Annotated in this window: 14 protein-coding genes; 5 read left to right on the forward strand and 9 right to left on the reverse strand. The window is 45.3% G+C overall.

The features are described 5' to 3' along the window. Window positions 1-71: 71 nt before the first annotated feature. On the reverse strand, window positions 72-3,968 hold the full coding sequence (purL, locus tag CAG58_RS07910; RefSeq protein WP_161426472.1) for a phosphoribosylformylglycinamidine synthase: 3,897 nt from the start codon (window positions 3,966-3,968) through the stop codon (window positions 72-74). A gap of 342 nt (window positions 3,969-4,310) precedes the next feature. Here purL and mltF point away from each other — a divergent pair, with 342 nt between their 5' ends. Both mltF and CAG58_RS17060 read left to right on the forward strand, forming a co-directional pair. Next, entirely contained in the window at window positions 4,311-5,819 is a 1,509-nt protein-coding gene (gene mltF, locus CAG58_RS07915) for a membrane-bound lytic murein transglycosylase MltF (protein ID WP_161429746.1), read from the forward strand. Between the two features lie 319 nt (window positions 5,820-6,138). Then, entirely contained in the window at window positions 6,139-6,270 is a 132-nt protein-coding gene (locus CAG58_RS17060; RefSeq protein ID WP_004395771.1) for a hypothetical protein, read from the forward strand. A 94-nt stretch (window positions 6,271-6,364) separates the two neighbouring features. On the opposite strand, the gene tadA is transcribed toward CAG58_RS17060, so the two are convergent. Together tadA and CAG58_RS07925 are read right to left on the reverse strand one after the other, a co-directional pair. Further along, complete coding sequence (tadA, locus tag CAG58_RS07920; RefSeq protein ID WP_161425926.1) at window positions 6,365-6,877, reverse strand: tRNA adenosine(34) deaminase TadA; 513 nt, start codon at window positions 6,875-6,877, stop codon at window positions 6,365-6,367. A gap of 159 nt (window positions 6,878-7,036) precedes the next feature. Next, window positions 7,037-7,909, reverse strand: coding sequence for a LysR family transcriptional regulator (locus CAG58_RS07925; RefSeq protein WP_158138036.1), 873 nt, complete (start codon window positions 7,907-7,909; stop codon window positions 7,037-7,039). 308 nt (window positions 7,910-8,217) lie between these two features. On the opposite strand from CAG58_RS07925, the gene CAG58_RS07930 reads away from it, so the two are divergent. Both CAG58_RS07930 and fghA read left to right on the forward strand, forming a co-directional pair. Beyond that, window positions 8,218-9,363 carry an S-(hydroxymethyl)glutathione dehydrogenase/class III alcohol dehydrogenase gene (locus CAG58_RS07930; protein ID WP_161425927.1) on the forward strand — a complete coding sequence of 382 codons (1,146 nt, stop codon included), beginning with the start codon at window positions 8,218-8,220 and terminating at the stop codon, window positions 9,361-9,363. Between the two features lie 59 nt (window positions 9,364-9,422). After that, window positions 9,423-10,268: an S-formylglutathione hydrolase gene (gene fghA / locus CAG58_RS07935; protein WP_154168832.1), complete on the forward strand. Its 846-nt coding sequence runs from the start codon at window positions 9,423-9,425 to the stop codon at window positions 10,266-10,268. Between the two features lie 146 nt (window positions 10,269-10,414). Here the strand turns inward: fghA and CAG58_RS07940 are convergent, their stop codons facing one another. The 5 genes from CAG58_RS07940 to CAG58_RS07960 form a co-directional block, all read right to left on the reverse strand. Beyond that, window positions 10,415-11,974 (reverse strand): AbgT family transporter, encoded by a 1,560-nt coding sequence (locus tag CAG58_RS07940; RefSeq protein ID WP_161425928.1) that lies wholly within the window; start codon window positions 11,972-11,974, stop codon window positions 10,415-10,417. A 583-nt stretch (window positions 11,975-12,557) separates the two neighbouring features. After that, entirely contained in the window at window positions 12,558-12,968 is a 411-nt protein-coding gene (locus CAG58_RS07945; RefSeq protein ID WP_161425929.1) for a type IV pilus modification PilV family protein, read from the reverse strand. Then, complete coding sequence (locus CAG58_RS07950) at window positions 12,958-14,217, reverse strand: hypothetical protein (protein WP_161425930.1); 1,260 nt, start codon at window positions 14,215-14,217, stop codon at window positions 12,958-12,960. The genes CAG58_RS07945 and CAG58_RS07950 overlap by 11 nt, the downstream gene beginning before the upstream one ends. Next, a complete protein-coding gene (locus CAG58_RS07955; RefSeq protein ID WP_161425931.1) occupies window positions 14,214-14,819 on the reverse strand; it encodes a pilus assembly protein PilW in 606 nt (201 codons plus the stop codon). The genes CAG58_RS07950 and CAG58_RS07955 overlap by 4 nt, the downstream gene beginning before the upstream one ends. Next, the gene (locus CAG58_RS07960; RefSeq protein ID WP_040904604.1) at window positions 14,800-15,309 is read right to left on the reverse strand and encodes a GspH/FimT family pseudopilin; all 510 of its coding nucleotides are present in this window, start codon (window positions 15,307-15,309) and stop codon (window positions 14,800-14,802) included. Before CAG58_RS07960 ends, CAG58_RS07955 begins: the two co-directional genes overlap by 20 nt. Before the next feature lie 97 nt (window positions 15,310-15,406). Between CAG58_RS07960 and CAG58_RS07965 the strand changes: the two genes are divergently transcribed. Further along, a complete protein-coding gene (locus CAG58_RS07965) occupies window positions 15,407-15,856 on the forward strand; it encodes a type IV pilin protein (RefSeq protein ID WP_161425932.1) in 450 nt (149 codons plus the stop codon). Between the two features lie 37 nt (window positions 15,857-15,893). Here CAG58_RS07965 and CAG58_RS07970 read toward each other — a convergent pair whose 3' ends face one another. Beyond that, window positions 15,894-16,514 carry a LysE family translocator gene (locus CAG58_RS07970; RefSeq protein WP_158138022.1) on the reverse strand — a complete coding sequence of 207 codons (621 nt, stop codon included), beginning with the start codon at window positions 16,512-16,514 and terminating at the stop codon, window positions 15,894-15,896. Window positions 16,515-16,590 lie beyond the last annotated feature (76 nt).

A 16,590-nucleotide genomic window follows, 5' to 3' on the forward strand; every position in this document is an offset into this window, starting at 1 on the left:
CATCAAGCCGCAGACGAACCGCGGCTTGATGGGGTATTAGAGCGCGAGCATCGCTCCATTAAAAAGTAAACTTAACCGAGGTTTTTACGCGCATTTTGGAACATACGCATCCAAGGACCATTTTCTCCCCAATGATCAGGATGCCATGAGTTGGCAACCGTACGGAATACTCGCTCAGGATGCGGCATCATGATCGTCACTCGGCCATCTTGGGTCGTTAAGCCAGTAATCGCATTTGGCGAGCCATTCGGGTTGTTCGGGTATTGTTGAGTCGCTTGACCATGGTTATCCACAAAACGCAGCGCCACCGTACCAGATTGCTCTATCGCGTCTAAATGACGGCTATCACGCACTTCCACTCGGCCTTCACCGTGAGAAACGGCAATCGGCATCCGTGAACCAGCCATCTGATTAAAAAACAGTGACGGCGACGGTTGAATTTCCACCAAACTAAAGCGCGCTTCAAAACGCTCAGATTCATTGCGCACAAACCGTGGCCATAACTCAGCACCCGGGATCAAGCTTTTTAAATTAGACAGCATTTGACAACCGTTACATACCCCTAATGAAAAGGTATCTTGGCGTTGGAAAAAGCGCTCAAATTGCTCACGAGCTTGGGGGTTAAATAAGACCGATTTCGCCCATCCCTCACCAGCACCGAGCACATCTCCGTAAGAGAAACCGCCACAAGCGACCAAACCATGGTACTCATCAAGAGCGACTTGCCCCGTTAAAATATCACTCATGTGAATATCGACGGCATTAAAGCCAGCGCGATCGAAGGCAGCAGCCATTTCCACGTGTGAGTTGACCCCTTGCTCACGCAAGATAGCCATATTGGGTTTGCTTCCCTTAGCAATATACGGCGCGGCAATATCTTGCTGGACATCAAACGTTAACTGAGCATTCAAGCCCGGATCAAGGTTATCTTGCTTAGCCGCAAACTCTTGATCAGCGCAGCGTGGGTTATCGCGCAATGCCTGCATTTTATGGGTCATTTCTGCCCAAATAGTGCGTAGCTGGGTGCGGTTACGTTCAACCACAACTTGCTGATTTGAAGTAATACGTAACGTATCCGAGTTCGTTACAGTACCAATCACATGGCAACAGGCTTGTAATCCATGATTCGCTAAGGTAGCCAGTACTGAAGTCAGCGCCTCGTTGCGCACCTGCAATACAGCGCCAAGCTCTTCATTAAACAGAATCGCTAAGTGGTCATCGCCCAATGGTGCAATATTAGCGTCAATCCCACAATGCCCAGCAAAGGCCATTTCTGCTAACGTAACCAGTAAACCACCATCACCCTTATCGTGATAAGCGAGCACTTGTTGCTGGGCGACCAGCGTTTGAACCGCGTTATAAAAACCTTTTAACTGCGCAGCGTTATCAACATCTGCTGGCTTATCGCCTAACTGTTTATAAACTTGAGCCAGCGCTGTTGCACCAAGGCGATTTTTACCATTACCCAAATCAATCAGAACTAAGCTTGTTTCACCTTTATCGGTTCTCAACTGAGGAGTGATGGTTTTGCGCACATCTTCCACCCGAGCAAAAGCGGTAATCACCAGTGATAATGGTGACGTCACCGATTGAGATTGCCCTTGATCATCTTGCCATTGGGTTTTCATTGACATGGAGTCTTTACCGACGGGAATGGTTAACCCTAATGCCGGACAAAGCTCTTCACCAACTGCTTTCACTGCAGCATAAAGCCCGGCATCTTCACCGGGGTGCCCTGCTGGCGACATCCAGTTGGCAGACAGCTTGATATGTTTAATATCACCAATATGCGTGGCGGCAATGTTGGTGATCGCTTCACCAACCGCCAAGCGTGCTGAAGCAGCAAAATCGAGCAACGCAACTGGCGTACGCTCGCCCATTGACATCGCTTCGCCATGATAAGTGTCGTAACTGGCCGCGGTTACCGCACAGTTCGCTACTGGCACCTGCCAAGGCCCAACCATCTGATCACGTGCCACTAATCCAGTTACCGAGCGGTCACCAATGGTAATTAAGAAGGTTTTTTCGGCCACGGCTGGCAAGCGTAGGACGCGATCAATAGCGTCATTCATCTCAATATTAGAGCGGTCTAACGCCGGACTTTGTACTTGTTGCGTAGTGGCTTGACGATGCATTTTCGGTGGCTTACCCAGCAAAATATCCATCGGCATATCAATCGGCGTATTATCGAAATGGCTATCTTCAAGGGTTAAATGGCGCTCTTGAGTCGCTTCGCCAACCACCGCATAAGGGGCGCGTTCACGTTTACAAATCGCTTCAAACACTGGCATGTTTTCTGGAGCAACCGCTAGCACATAACGTTCTTGAGATTCATTACACCAGATTTCTAGTGGACTCATGTCCGGTTCATCGTTGGGCACATCACGGAGTTGGAATTTACCGCCGCGATCACCATCATTGACTAACTCAGGAAGGGCATTAGAAATACCACCCGCCCCAACATCATGAATAAAGGCAATCGGGTTAGCGTCACCCATTTGCCAACAGCGGTCGATAACCTCTTGGCAGCGACGTTCCATTTCCGGATTTTCACGTTGTACAGAAGCAAAATCCAAATCTTCTGCTGATTGACCCGATGCCATCGACGATGCCGCACCACCACCAAGTCCAATATTCATCGCTGGGCCACCCAGCACAATTAACTGCGCACCAACAGGGATCACTTTTTTCTGCACATGATCTGCGCGAATATTGCCCATCCCACCAGCGATCATAATCGGTTTATGATAGCCGCGAACCTCTTCTCCCGCATGAGAGATCACTTGCTCTTCATAGGTTCGGAAATAACCCAATAAGTTAGGACGACCAAACTCATTATTAAACGCCGCGCCGCCTAGTGGACCTTCGAGCATAATGTCTAACGCGGTGACAATCCGACTTGGCTTACCAAAATCACTTTCCCACGGTTGAACAAACCCAGGAATACGTAGGTTAGACACGCTGAAACCGACTAATCCAGCCTTCGGTTTACCACCGATACCGGTTGCGCCTTCATCACGGATCTCACCGCCCGAACCCGTTGCCGCACCGGGCCATGGTGAAATAGCCGTTGGGTGATTATGCGTTTCTACCTTCATTAAGATATGGGCATCTTCATGATGATAAGTGTATTGACGAGAATCGGGATCCGGGAAGAAACGGCCGACTTTAGAACCGGTCATAACGGCAGCGTTATCTTTATAAGCAGAAAGGACGTGATCAGGGGTAACTTCAAAGGTATTTTTGATCATCTTAAACAGCGATTTTTTCTGCTCTACGCCATCAATCGTCCAATCGGCATTAAAGATTTTATGGCGACAATGCTCAGAGTTAGCTTGCGCAAACATCATTAACTCAATGTCATTAGGGTTACGACCTAAACGAGTAAAACTCTCGACTAAGTAGTCAATTTCATCGTCGGCTAATGCCAAACCAAGGGAAACGTTTGCTTGTTCAAGCGCAGCGCGGCCGCCGGTGAGGATATCAACTGGTAACAATGGTGCAGGTTCGGCGACAGTAAACAAGGCACTCGCCGACTCTAAATCACTGAATACCACTTCCATCATCCGATCATGAAGTAATTGACTTAGTTCGGTTTTTTGAGCCTCAGTCAGTGGGCTCTGACTATCAATATAATAAGCCGTGCCACGCTCTAAGCGCTTAATTTTGCCTAAGCCGCAATTATGAGCAATGTCACTGGCTTTAGAAGACCAAGGAGAGATGGTGCCGGGACGCGGCGTGACTAGCAACAGTAAACCTTGTGGTTGGTGCTCTTGAATCGTTGGGCCGTAAGTGAGTAATTGTTGCAATTTACTCTGTTCAGCGCTGTCGAGCTCAGCATTAAGATCAGCAAAATGCATAAACTCAGCATAGATACCAGTAACTGGTAGGTCTTGTTGACGACACGTTTCGAGCAGTTTTTGAATGCGAAATTCAGAAAGCGCTGGGGAGCCACGCAAAATTCTCATGAGCTTAGGTCTCTATATACAAGTGATTAAGATGAAATTGGAATAAGTTCATTACATTACAAATAGTTATGTATGAATTAATAAACAAATACCAATGTCGACTCATTATTGCGAGGGCATTATAGAGGATTTCTTTTTGTGACGTAACACTAAAAGCAACCGTTTGCGCCATTTTTTCGTATATTTTGCACCAGCCCTCATTGCTCGCTCGACAAGGTTGTTCAAGAAGCTCAGAAAAATAAGGTCGCTAAGTTCCTATTCCTGAGCGATGGTGTATAAACTTTGCCTTCAACGCCTCGGGTTTGGTATAAAGACATACCGGATGTAAGAGATCGCTAATCAATGACCCCATTTTCTTTCACGTTTTTCTATCGTGCGCTATGGCTAGCATTAACCCTGCTCGTTCTCAGCGGCTGCCAAATTGACTCTGAGCCGAAAAGTGAGCTAGAAAAAATCCGCGAGAGAGGCGTATTACGAGTCGGTACGTTGAATAATCAGCTGTCCTATTTCATTGGCCCAGATGGTCCCGCGGGTCTTGATTATGAATTAGCAAGAGAGTTTGCTCGTGAACTAGGGGTACGGTTAGAAATGAAACCGGCCTATCGTACATCGAGTCTCTTTCCAGCGTTAAAAAATGGCGAGATAGATATTATTGCTGCTGGGTTAAGTCAATCAGAACAGCGCTTAAAAGAGTATCGCGCTGGGCCAGCCTATTACTATGTATCGCAACAGGTGGTGTATAAACCTGGCCAATGGCGACCTCGTAACATTAATCAGTTAATCGCCAGACAAGATGAACTGTTGGCAAATAATGATCAGCAGCCTATTTTTAAAATCGTCAACGACTCTCATTTTACTACGACATTAGCCAGCGTTGCCGAGCGTTATCCTGATTTTCAATACGTGATTGATAATGATAGTGATGTGAGTGAGCTATTGAAACAGGTCTCTAAAGGTGAGCTGCTGTTTACCATGGCAGACTCAGTAGAAATTTCACTCTCACAACGTATTTATCCAGATATCGCGATGGCCTTTGAAATGACCGAAGACCAGCCTATTTCGTGGTTTATGCGGCGTTCAGATGATGAAAGCTTATATGCGTTAATGATTGAGTTTTTCGGTAATCTCAAACAATCTGGAAGCTTAGCCTCTTTAGAAGAGAAATACATTGGTCATGTTGGTAACTTTGACTATGTGGATACTCGCGCCTTTATCCGTGCTTTGGAAACTCGCTTACCTAAATGGGCACCGCTGTTTCAAAAATATTCAGAAGAATTTGACTGGCGTTTAATTGCTGCGGTGGCTTATCAAGAGTCACACTGGAATCCGATTGCTCGCTCGCCAACCGGCGTTCGCGGAATGATGATGCTCACCTTACCAACGGCGCGCAGTGTCGGAGTGACCAATCGACTCGATGCAGAGCAATCGATTCAAGGTGGTGTCGAGTATCTACGCAGAATGGTTGCACGCATTCCAGACAGTGTTCCGCAGCATGAAAAAATCTGGTTTGCATTGGCTTCGTATAATATTGGCTATGGGCATATGATGGATGCTCGCCGCCTAACTCGCCAACAAGGTGGGTCGCCGGATGCTTGGGCCGATGTTAAAGATCGTCTTCCTCTTTTGCGTCAACAACGCTATTTCTCGCAAACGCGTTATGGTTATGCTCGTGGAGATGAAGCTCGCGCTTATGTTGAAAACATCCGTCGCTATTATCAAAGTATTATCGGCCATATGGATCCACATCACAGCAACGATACCGATCTCGGAATCGATGACTTGTTAGTGATTACTATCGAGCCAGAAGAGAGCGCGGATGAGAGTAATGACCATCACGTCGACGTCGAGTAAATCCTGATTAGCGAACAGCGACCGGTCTCATCATCTACCCAACAAAATTCGGTGTTCGCTAATAAAATATCTTGATTTTTATACTTAAAAATCATAAATATCTAGTGTGAAATTTAACGGTAATAAAGTATTGATACACTTTACTTCTACCTTGCTATACCCAAACGACTTGAGGTTGCAGGTAGGCGGAAAGTGAGTGAATCCCCCCTAACTATTTCTAGTTACAGCCTCCATGAAAAAGTCCATCCGCATGGCTGCAACTTCCAGTGGTAAGGGATCGATAAGTTTAATTATTTTTTATAATAATAGGAGGGTGTTTATGTTGAAACGAAAACGTCAATCAAAACTCCTGAACAAAGCAGTATCAGCCAATCGTCGCCGTCGCATGCTGGCGAACACAAAGAAGAAAGTGCTCGCACGTCATCGTGCCTTCGTGCAACTGATAGACTGATCGGATATCAGCAAACATCTACACAAAGACTCAATCAGGCTGTAGATGTTTGCCAGCCTCCTTCTCAGAAACACATCCCATCACTATTTTTATCTTACCTTTGTTTTTGTTGCTCTTTTTGAGCTTTAATTTCTTGCCGACGACGTTTGAAAAAAGCTTGCAGTTGAGTACGGCATTGCTCTTCTAATAACCCCTTTTCAATGATCGCGTAATGGTAAGCCGCTTGACTCGCAAACAAATTCAGCACCGTTCCTGCGGCTCCCGCTTTGAGATCTGGCGCGCCGTAAACAATCCGTGCAACTCGGCTGTGTAACAAAGCGCCAGCACACATTGGACATGGTTCTAAGGTGACATATAAAGTGGTATCTAATAGACGATAGTTTTGTAACGCTTGTCCAGCTTGACGCAACACTTGGATCTCAGCATGAGCCGTCGCATCATGCCCACCAATCGAGCGATTCCAACCCTCAGCGATCACTTGACCATCTTTGACTAATACCGCCCCAACGGGTACCTCGCCTTCCGCTTCGGCCTTGGCAGCAAGCGCTATCGCACGACGCATAAAGACTTCATCTTGTTGGGAAAACAAAGAAGGACTGTCGCTCATAAAAACCTCTTACACAAATGATATACCTCAACAACCTGGCGTTAGGGTACGTGAGTCGCCATCCATATAGATAAACGATGTGAGAACGTGGCCACCACCGCTGTCGCTTCAAGTCGCGGGGGATAGAAAGTATATCGTTAACCGCTTTATCCGGTAAGCTTAAAGCGATAAATGCTGAGTTAGATGGTCAACCAACAGACGAACCTTAGTCGATAAGTGGCGATTTTGTGGATACAGCGCCCATACTCCTTCACGATCATCTCGAAAAGTCGCTAACACCTCGACTAAACGGCCCTGAGCTAAAGGTTCCGTGACATAATAATCGGGTAACTGTGCCAGCCCCATACCTTTCAAGGCAGCATCCAGCAGTACCATGCCACTACTACAGCGGATCCGCCCACTCACTTTGATGCTTCTGGATTGTTGATGTTCCTTAAAACGCCAATGATCGTGAGTACCAATCAAACAAGAGTGACGCGTTAATTCAGATAACGCATAGGGGGTACCGTATTGCGCTAAATAGTCCTCACTGGCACAGACATATAAACGACGATCACTGAGTTTACGAGCGATAAAACTGGAATCCTCCAATTGCCCTAAACGTATCGCTAAATCAATCCCTTGATCAATCAAATCTAATTTCTGATTGGTTAACACCAACTCCAACTCAAGCTGCGGATAAAGCAGTAAAAAATCATGCAATAGTGGTGCTATTTTTTGCTCCCCATACGTCACCGGAGCCGTCACTTTAATTTTGCCACTTGGGGTATGTTGGATCTGCGTTATCGCTTGCTCAGCCTGAAGTAAACCATCAACCAACACTTTACATTGTTGGTAATACAGCATTCCCGCTTCCGTTAACGAGACTTTACGTGTCGTCCTGAGCAAGAGTTTTATCCCTAACCTCTCCTCAAGTTGTAATACCCGCCGACTGATGTTAGCGACTGAGGTGTGCAAACGCTCAGCCGCCTGAGTAAAACTGCCAACCTCTGCCACCGCCACAAATTCATTCACGCCTTCCCAACTTGCCATACCACTCCATTATTACTTATTTGTAAAAGTCATTCATATTTTGAGCTAATTATAGCAATAAAATAAAGCACTATACTGACCTTGTTGTGAGCTGCAAGGCTCCCCTAACGGCTTAAGTTCGTGGTGACCACTTGAATCCCTATCTCACCATTGAGCTTTTTCTCTATAACCAAACGACTTGAAGTTGCAGGTAGGCGGCAAGTGAGTGAATCCCCATGAGCATAGGCAAACTATGTGATTGGGGTGAACGAACGTAGCCAACACCGCTGACGCTTCAAGTAGGAAGGGTATATCGCAAGGAATAGATTATGTCACAAGATAAATTTATCAAATCACGCGCCGCCATTGCTTGGGGCCCGAATCAACCACTGAGCATCGAAGAAGTCGATGTGATGCTGCCTCGTAAAGGCGAAGTATTGGTACGAATTGTTGCCACTGGTGTTTGTCATACCGATGCTTTTACCCTTTCCGGTGAAGACCCAGAAGGGGTTTTTCCGACTATTCTTGGCCATGAAGGAGGCGGAATTGTCGAAATGGTCGGTGAAGGTGTGACTAGCGTAGAAGTCGGTGATCACGTGATCCCGCTCTACACTGCCGAATGTGGCGAATGCAAATTCTGTACTTCAGGGAAAACCAACTTATGCCAAGCGGTACGCGCAACACAAGGTAAAGGATTAATGCCCGATGGGACGACTCGCTTTTATAAAGATGGGCAACCGATTTACCACTATATGGGCTGCTCTACCTTTTCTGAATACACCGTACTGCCTGAAATCTCGCTTGCCAAAGTCAATAAACAAGCACCATTGGAAGAAGTGTGTCTACTCGGCTGCGGTGTAACAACCGGTATGGGCGCGGTATTGAATACGGCTAAAGTTCAACAAGGAGATACCGTCGCTATTTTTGGCCTTGGCGGGATCGGATTATCCGCGATTATTGGCGCTCGAATGGCAGGAGCCAGTCGAATCATTGGTATTGATATTAATGAGAAAAAGTTTGCCTTAGCACAGCAATTGGGTGCGACCGACTGCATTAATCCGCAACAGTTTTCCAAACCGATTCAGGAAGTGATCGTCGAAATGACTGATGGCGGGGTTGATTTCTCATTTGAGTGTATTGGTAATGTCAATGTCATGCGTCAAGCTTTAGAGTGCTGCCATAAAGGTTGGGGAGAATCAGTGATCATTGGCGTGGCGGGTGCAGGGCAAGAGATCGCAACACGTCCGTTTCAGTTAGTAACAGGTCGAGTATGGCGAGGCAGTGCGTTTGGCGGCGTCAAAGGACGCTCACAATTACCGGCTATCGTCGAACAATACTTAGCCGGAGAATTTGGCTTACAAGAATTTATTACCCATACCATGCCATTAGATAAGATCAACGAAGCTTTTGAATTAATGCATTCCGGAGAAAGCATTCGTTCCGTGGTGCATTTTCACTCTCAACCGTCCGCTTAATCTTAGTCGTCGCCATTCCGTTGGCGACATTAAGTCATCGCTAATTAGGAGCCGTATTCATGAGCCTTACCCCTCTCAGTCAATCCAAAGTATTTTCTGGTTGGCATAAACAGTATCAACATACCTCATCGGTACTAAATTGTGAGATGCGTTTTGCGATTTACCTGCCGCCACAAGCTTCACCTCAAACTCCGGTTCCGGTGTTGTACTGGCTTTCAGGGCTAACGTGCAGTGATGAAAACTTTATGCAAAAAGCCGCCGCTTTTCGTAAAGCGGCTGAACTTGGTATTGCTATTGTTGCGGCAGATACTAGTCCGCGAGGTGAGTCTGTCGCGGATGATCCACAAGGTGCTTACGATTTAGGACTGGGGGCTGGGTTTTACGTTAATGCCACTCAAGAACCGTGGAAGCAGCATTATCAAATGTACAGCTATATTGTTGATGAGCTACCAGCACTGATCGAGCAGCACTTTCCGGTGAATCAACGTCGATCTATCGCCGGACATAGCATGGGAGGGCATGGCGCTTTAACCATCGGCATTAAAAATCCGCAGCGCTATTGCTCTATTTCGGCATTGAGTCCGATTTGTCATCCCAGTGATTGTCCTTGGGGACAAAAAGCGTTTCGACACTACCTTGGCGAGGATCAACTAACGTGGCAAGACTATGATGCCGTTGCGTTACTTAAGCGTCAAAGCACTTCATTGCCTATCTTAGTTGATCAAGGGGAAGCGGATCCCTTTTTAAAAGAACAATTAAAACCAGAAACCTTACAAGCCGTAGCCATTAATAATGAGTTAAATTTTACCCTTCGCCTGCATGCTGGTTACGATCATAGCTACTACTTTATTCAGAGTTTTATCAACGATCATCTTGAGTTTCACGAACAGTATCTTAAAGGCTAGTTAACGACTGAACGGGTATCCATGACTGATACTCATCTCCCATCCCTGCTTAAACAATAGTAAAAAAGCCTGCTATATCAGCAGGCTTTAATTATCATTTACTCTTATTCATGGCCGAAACAGCAAACCTTCAGCTATCAATTGACTTATAAAGAGTAGGTATAAGGCGCTTGAATACCCAGAGGAATACCCAGTGCCCAATAGGCTAAAAGGAAAACCGTCCAGCCAATCAACATGGCAATGGAGTACGGTATCATTAATGACGCCAGAGTACCAATACCCGCCCCCTTCACATAGCGCTGGCAATACACCACCACCAATGGGAAGAAGACCATCAAAGGTGAAATGATATTCGACACCGAATCCCCCACCCGATACGCCGCTTGCGACAGTTCAGGGGAAATGCCAACCGCCATCAACATCGGCACTAAAATTGGACCAATTAATGCCCATTTTGCAGACGCGGAGCCTATCAACAAGTTAACCATCGCAGTCAATAAAATCATCCCGACAATGGTTGCTTGTCCGGGTAAGTTCATCGCTTTTAGCCCTTCCGCGCCATACAGCGCCAGCATAGTACCGATGTTTGATTGGCTAAAGGCCGCCAAAAATTGCGCACAAAAAAACGCCATCACGATGTACGCCCCCATGGTCGACATAGTGGCGGACATGGCTTTAATCACATCATTATTGGTTTTAAACGTTCCTGAAACTCGTCCGTAAACAATGCCGGGAATAATAAATAAGATGAAAATCAAAGGGACAATAGAGCGCATCACGGGCGCAGAAAAAGCGGTCAATTCTCCTTCAGGGGAACGTAGCACCGATGTTTCTGGCCATAGTGCGGCAACCAGTAAACCAATACCAAGCAGCATTGCGCCACCAGCATAACGAAACGCTTTAGACTCAATGGCGGAAAATGAACCTAAATCAGGGGCAGTTTCTGCATCTTCGTCAATCGGTATACTATTGAGGCGAGGTTCGATGATTTTTTCCGTGACATACCAACCAATACCGACAATCAGCATTGACGATAATCCGGTAAAGAATATATTTGAAAGCGGGTTCACTTGATAAGTTGGATCCAGCACTTGAGCCGCGGTTTGGGTAAAGCCCGCGAGTAGCGGATCAATTCCTGAAGGCACGAAGTTCGCGGCAAAACCACCTGATACCCCAGCAAAGGCCGCCGCAATACCAGCCAGTGGATGACGCCCCGCCGCATGAAAAATAATGCCGCCTAATGGAATAACCAGCACATAACCAGCATCCGCCGCAGTATGAGAGACGATTGCCACCAGAATTAACATCGGCGTTAATAACTGCGCCGGAGTAAAATTGAGCATTTTTTTCAAGCCAGTGGTGATAAAACCGGAAGAATCAGCAACACCGACACCAAGCATCGCTACAAGTACAATGCCTAATGGAGCAAAACTGGTGAAAGTGGTGACCATATTGGCCAAAAAGTTAGCTAGCTCGGTGCCCGTTAATAAATTATTCACTTGCAGCGCTTCGCCAGTACGAGGATTGATTAAATCGAAGCTTGCCTGCGATAGTAAAGCTGAAGCGACCCAAACGATAATGAGAGCCCAGAAAAAAAGTATCGCAGGATCTGGGATTTTATTGCCCACCCGCTCAATTAAATTTAAAAAACGATCCATACGACTCAATGGTTGCGTAGGTGCTGAGTTTACCGCTTGATTACTCATCCGTAGTTCCTAGTTCATGTTGTGCCTATCCCCTTCCTGACTAATGACGAGGTAAAACTCTTTCCAATCCTATTCATGGATCTTCGTTCGTCACTAACTGGGCACACCAAAGTGTTTAGGGAGATAGCTTATTAATTAGAGTCACAGTGTGCATTTTGATAGATTGATCTTATTGACGTCATCCTATCGATATCTGCGCTCAATTATTGTGAGTCATAGCCCATGATGAGATTCTATAAAACAAGCCAAGGCGAAGCACAAAATTCCAAACCAACTGAAACATCCAGAGACACTTTGCCCAACCTTGCTATATAAAAGCAACATTGCATCAACAAACTACCCACAACACTCTTTACAATTGAGTGATCAACCTATAAAGCTAGCGATAAATCGTAACGTCGATACCCAAACGACTTGGAGTTACAGGTAGGCGGCAAGTGAGTGAATCCCCATGAGGATAGGCAAACTATGCAATTGGGGTGAAAAAACGTAGTAGCCAACACCGCTGCAGCTTCAAATAAGAAGGGTAGATAATGCAGAGATATCTTGATTGGATCTGTATAAACCCGAAGCAATAAAACCTCTAATCAAACTCGCTGTGTTGGGAAATCATCGTTTTGAGTTGGACGGATTGATCTTTTCCATATCTGTCTTTCCAAGTGGCTTGAACAACGATGGTTTTTAATGCACCGGACAACTGGGTTGAGGGTACGCTCCATTGCAACAGGTAGAGAGGATGACGACTATCCTCACCATCAACAAAGTCATGAGGATAACTCGCAACTAAACTCGCCGTCGCGGCTGAAGCACCGCGGGTGCGAAACCATTCTAATTTTTGCTCAGCAAGGTTGAGTGCAGTAATGCTGTGCTGCGCAAAATCTGCACGCTGCTCAACAAAGATTTGCAACTTAACCAAACTTAACGCACCAACGCCGATGAGCACAAAAGCAATCATCACTTCAATCAGGCTAAAGCCTCTTTGTTTAATAACCATGCCAGCTCCCCTGTTGTAATGAAATGGTTTGCGAACGCTGATGTGATTCCTTATTCGATTGGAACTGCAAATTAAGCGCCCCATGAATCACCACATCCATGCCGTCAGCATCAAACACGATTCCGCCATCCGGTCGAAAAGCACCACGATCAACGTACACCGTGTTATCCGTTAACAAGTGCTTTATCTCATTGTAAAACGGTGCTTGTTGCCAATCATTCGATAAAACCTCTGGATTCTTGATCATATGGAAAAATGCGCCACCATATACATGGGATCCATTGGTAGCAAATAAACCGTTTTCTACCACTAAAGAGCGACCATCGGGTGCTAAAAAAGAACCGTGAATAAAGCAGTCTCCTACTACCCAAACGTCTTTATAAGTAGCAAATGCTTGATGCAACTTCGTGATACAGTCTTTAGATTCTGCGCCATTGAGTGTAATAACATGATGCTGACTTTTTACTTTGTGATAATTTTCTGTGCTATAGGTCAGGCCGAAATACGACTCAAACGGTTTAAATTTAGTATCTTGCACAAAATCGGCTTTAAATTCTGATGAGTCTTGAGTGTTAAAATCTTTACCTTGACCACGGGCTATTGAGGTTTTGCTCTCTGCTTTACACTTCATCAGCGGGTTATTCTTAGATTGAGCATCTGATACTCTTAAGCCATTTTCTGATTTAGGTTTATTCTTTTCTGATTCAGTTTCCGTTGATTGTTGGGAACTCGCTTCAGAATGAAATACAACTTGATACTTATAACGCACCGCAACACAGTCATAAAAGCCGTTTTCATCAGCCTCTCCTACCGCTTCTGGTCGAATATCAAAATCCCCCACTAGGCGCAGATTAGCATTGGTTTGAATTGCGCCAGTGCCTATCGTGTATGAATAAATCTGCTTATTCACCTGTGCGTATCCTTGACGTGCATGGATACGATAAACGCCATTTTCTAATGGTATGAGTTGCAATTCATCGAGCTGAAGTTGCTGTTTACAATTATTGGCTTCACCGGGAACTTGTTTTAATAAACCAGTAGTTCTAGTCGGGTCTTGTGCGATATAAGCATACAAACATTCAACGCCGCCTTCGGCTAACCAATAACTTTGCCGAGCACTCACTTCATTTTGCGCTCGCTTAATTTGATAAAACAAATTTTTATACGAGCCAAGGGTTATCACTAAGGTAATTGAGAGCAAGACCGCCGTGATCAGTAATGTCGCGATGCCTTGTTGATGACGCTTCATGATTGCCAATTCCTTTGCGTAATGTGCAATTGCATCGAATGGGCCACCTCAGGGTTAGCAACTAAAGAGGCACTAACATCAATCGAAATGACTGCACTTTGTACCGCCTGACCGTTAATAGGGAAACGCTTGACTGAAAATTGGGTCACTCGCACCTGCTTAGGATCAAATAAGTTAAAACAACGAGTCATACTCGCCGTAGACTGTGGGATCAGATAATTAGCCTGACAATACTTCAAACTACTCGAATCTAAGCGATATAGAATATGGCTAAATTTTTCTGCTGAATGATTGTGGATATAATAGACATAACCTATCGAGTGATCTGTCACCGATATGAGATCGGGCTTATCGATAAACTGCAATGAATAACTGTCTAAATAATTATATCCAGCACGCAGCACATCGCGTTTCAATTGGTGCATCACCATGCTCATTTGTTGCTGAAGCATAATTTCCTGACTACGCTGCAACGCTACGCGCTGATTAGAGATAAAGACACTACCTATAATCGCTAAAGCCATCACACCAACTAAACTGGCAATCATAAACTCAATCAAGCTCGCTCCAATTTGCTGGTGTTTAGCAACTGGAAAAGCCATATTGGTCTCCTTCTATGGTGCACACTTTTATTCGTCCGGCACGATTGTGCAAAATGACCCTAATCCCTTGGCTATCTTCAACGTGTGCTTTGATGGTGATACTGCCATTTTGAGTCGGATTACCCATGACATGATCAAATCTCACCGAGTTAATGGAGCTGGTATGGTTTACCGATAAATTACGGTATCGGGCGCCACTAAAAACTGAAATGTTCGATTCTTCATTGCTTGGCAATAAAGCGTCTGAAGAAAGCCGCAATTGCCACTCTCCCGTACTTGATGGCATTCCTTCAATATGAACCCAAAGCCCTTGATTACGAAACACCGCCTCAGATTTGGCTTGCATAAAAAAGCCATGTAAATCATTGGCCAGTGCCGTCATTTTAATTTGCTGATTTACCTGACGATAACTCGGCGCAGCAAAGGCAAGCATCAGCGTCACAATACTGACCGTAATTAACAGTTCTAAAAGAGTAAAGCCGCGAACCATTTCCCAAAATCCTTTGCAAACATAGAGATAGTCGTAAATCAACTTGCCTCGATATTAACAGTAATCAACACTAGGCAAGGATTGGTTAACAGAACGAATGGACATGATTCGAATAAATAAATGCAATGAATTGCACAAAAAGATGAGCGGCATGACACTGATCGAATTAATGATTGCCGTGGTGATCGTCGGTGTGCTGGCAAGTATTGCTTACCCAACTTACAGCCACTATGTGAAAGAGGGGCATCGTCGCCAAGTAATGGCTGATATGGCCAAAATACAACTCTATTTAGAAGAGAATTATCGCCATAGTGAGGGCTATCCTATAGACGAAATATTTGACAACAATAGCGTATGTTCATTTTGTGACTACGATAATGAACGATTTGAACTTACCATTAAATCTATTAATGATAACAGGCAATACACCATCATCGCTAAGCCACTGCTACAAAGAGGACAAAACACTGATACCTGTCGCGGAGAACAATATGATCAATTAGAACTGAAAAGTAATGGTGAAGCGCTGCCTCGGGCATGCTGGTAAATGAGACGAGCCAAGCGTAGATCAGCTATAGCAAAGATTACCCCAACAAAAGCCAGACTGCGACTGCGAGCATTAGCGTTGCCGAAATCCGGTTCATCAAGCGAACGTTATTGGTATGACCTAACGCATGTTTCAAGCCTTTACCGCCCGTTGCGTAAATCGTCATACAGACAAACTCCGAAATCATGATGATTGAAATCAACCAGAACAATTGCGGTGCAATCGGAGCTTGGCTATTAATAAAAGGCGGCAATAGCGCAATCATAAATGCCCACCCTTTGGGGTTAGCAATCGCAGTGACAAAGCCTTGGACAATCAAATCCCAATCTTTACGAACAATAGGGGTTTCAACATTTTGATTCAACGCTAATTTACCTTTTGAGCGCCACATTTGAACCCCGATATAACCAAGATATGCCGCACCCAATGTTTTAAATACCGCAAATAACCAAGGATAATTGAGCATAACGGATGCCATCCCCAATACTGCCGCCATCGCCACCACAGCAACACCAATCAGTTCACCGAACATCATCCATAAAGTACGTCGATAACCAATGCTCATCCCCAAGCTCAGTGCTAATGTCATACACATACCAGGGGTGATAGAGACAAAAAAGAACGTCGGCACAAAGGCCAAAAGTAGCGCACTCGTCATGATCGATCCAAATGAAAAAGAGAGAGTTAGAAAAGAGAAACCACAGCGTGGTATTGACCCCTTAATCTACCGCAGT

The sequence above is a fragment of the Vibrio sp. V31_P5A7T61 genome (assembly GCF_009904895.1).
In the GTDB taxonomy this organism is placed as follows: Bacteria; Pseudomonadota; Gammaproteobacteria; order Enterobacterales; family Vibrionaceae; genus Vibrio; species Vibrio metschnikovii.

Excerpts from the sequence above, each read along its gene's own strand:
- purL (WP_161426472.1), bottom strand. The coding sequence starts at position 3,968 with ATGAGAATTTTGCGTGGCTCCCCAGCGCTTTCTGAATTTCGCATTCAA.
- mltF (WP_161429746.1), top strand. The coding sequence starts at position 4,311 with ATGACCCCATTTTCTTTCACGTTTTTCTATCGTGCGCTATGGCTAGCA.
- CAG58_RS17060 (WP_004395771.1), top strand. The coding sequence starts at position 6,139 with ATGTTGAAACGAAAACGTCAATCAAAACTCCTGAACAAAGCAGTATCA.
- tadA (WP_161425926.1), bottom strand. The coding sequence starts at position 6,877 with ATGAGCGACAGTCCTTCTTTGTTTTCCCAACAAGATGAAGTCTTTATG.
- CAG58_RS07925 (WP_158138036.1), bottom strand. The coding sequence starts at position 7,909 with ATGGCAAGTTGGGAAGGCGTGAATGAATTTGTGGCGGTGGCAGAGGTT.
- CAG58_RS07930 (WP_161425927.1), top strand. The coding sequence starts at position 8,218 with ATGTCACAAGATAAATTTATCAAATCACGCGCCGCCATTGCTTGGGGC.
- fghA (WP_154168832.1), top strand. The coding sequence starts at position 9,423 with ATGAGCCTTACCCCTCTCAGTCAATCCAAAGTATTTTCTGGTTGGCAT.
- CAG58_RS07940 (WP_161425928.1), bottom strand. The coding sequence starts at position 11,974 with ATGAGTAATCAAGCGGTAAACTCAGCACCTACGCAACCATTGAGTCGT.
- CAG58_RS07945 (WP_161425929.1), bottom strand. The coding sequence starts at position 12,968 with ATGGTTATTAAACAAAGAGGCTTTAGCCTGATTGAAGTGATGATTGCT.
- CAG58_RS07950 (WP_161425930.1), bottom strand. The coding sequence starts at position 14,217 with ATGAAGCGTCATCAACAAGGCATCGCGACATTACTGATCACGGCGGTC.
- CAG58_RS07955 (WP_161425931.1), bottom strand. The coding sequence starts at position 14,819 with ATGGCTTTTCCAGTTGCTAAACACCAGCAAATTGGAGCGAGCTTGATT.
- CAG58_RS07960 (WP_040904604.1), bottom strand. The coding sequence starts at position 15,309 with ATGGTTCGCGGCTTTACTCTTTTAGAACTGTTAATTACGGTCAGTATT.
- CAG58_RS07965 (WP_161425932.1), top strand. The coding sequence starts at position 15,407 with ATGGACATGATTCGAATAAATAAATGCAATGAATTGCACAAAAAGATG.
- CAG58_RS07970 (WP_158138022.1), bottom strand. The coding sequence starts at position 16,514 with ATGACGAGTGCGCTACTTTTGGCCTTTGTGCCGACGTTCTTTTTTGTC.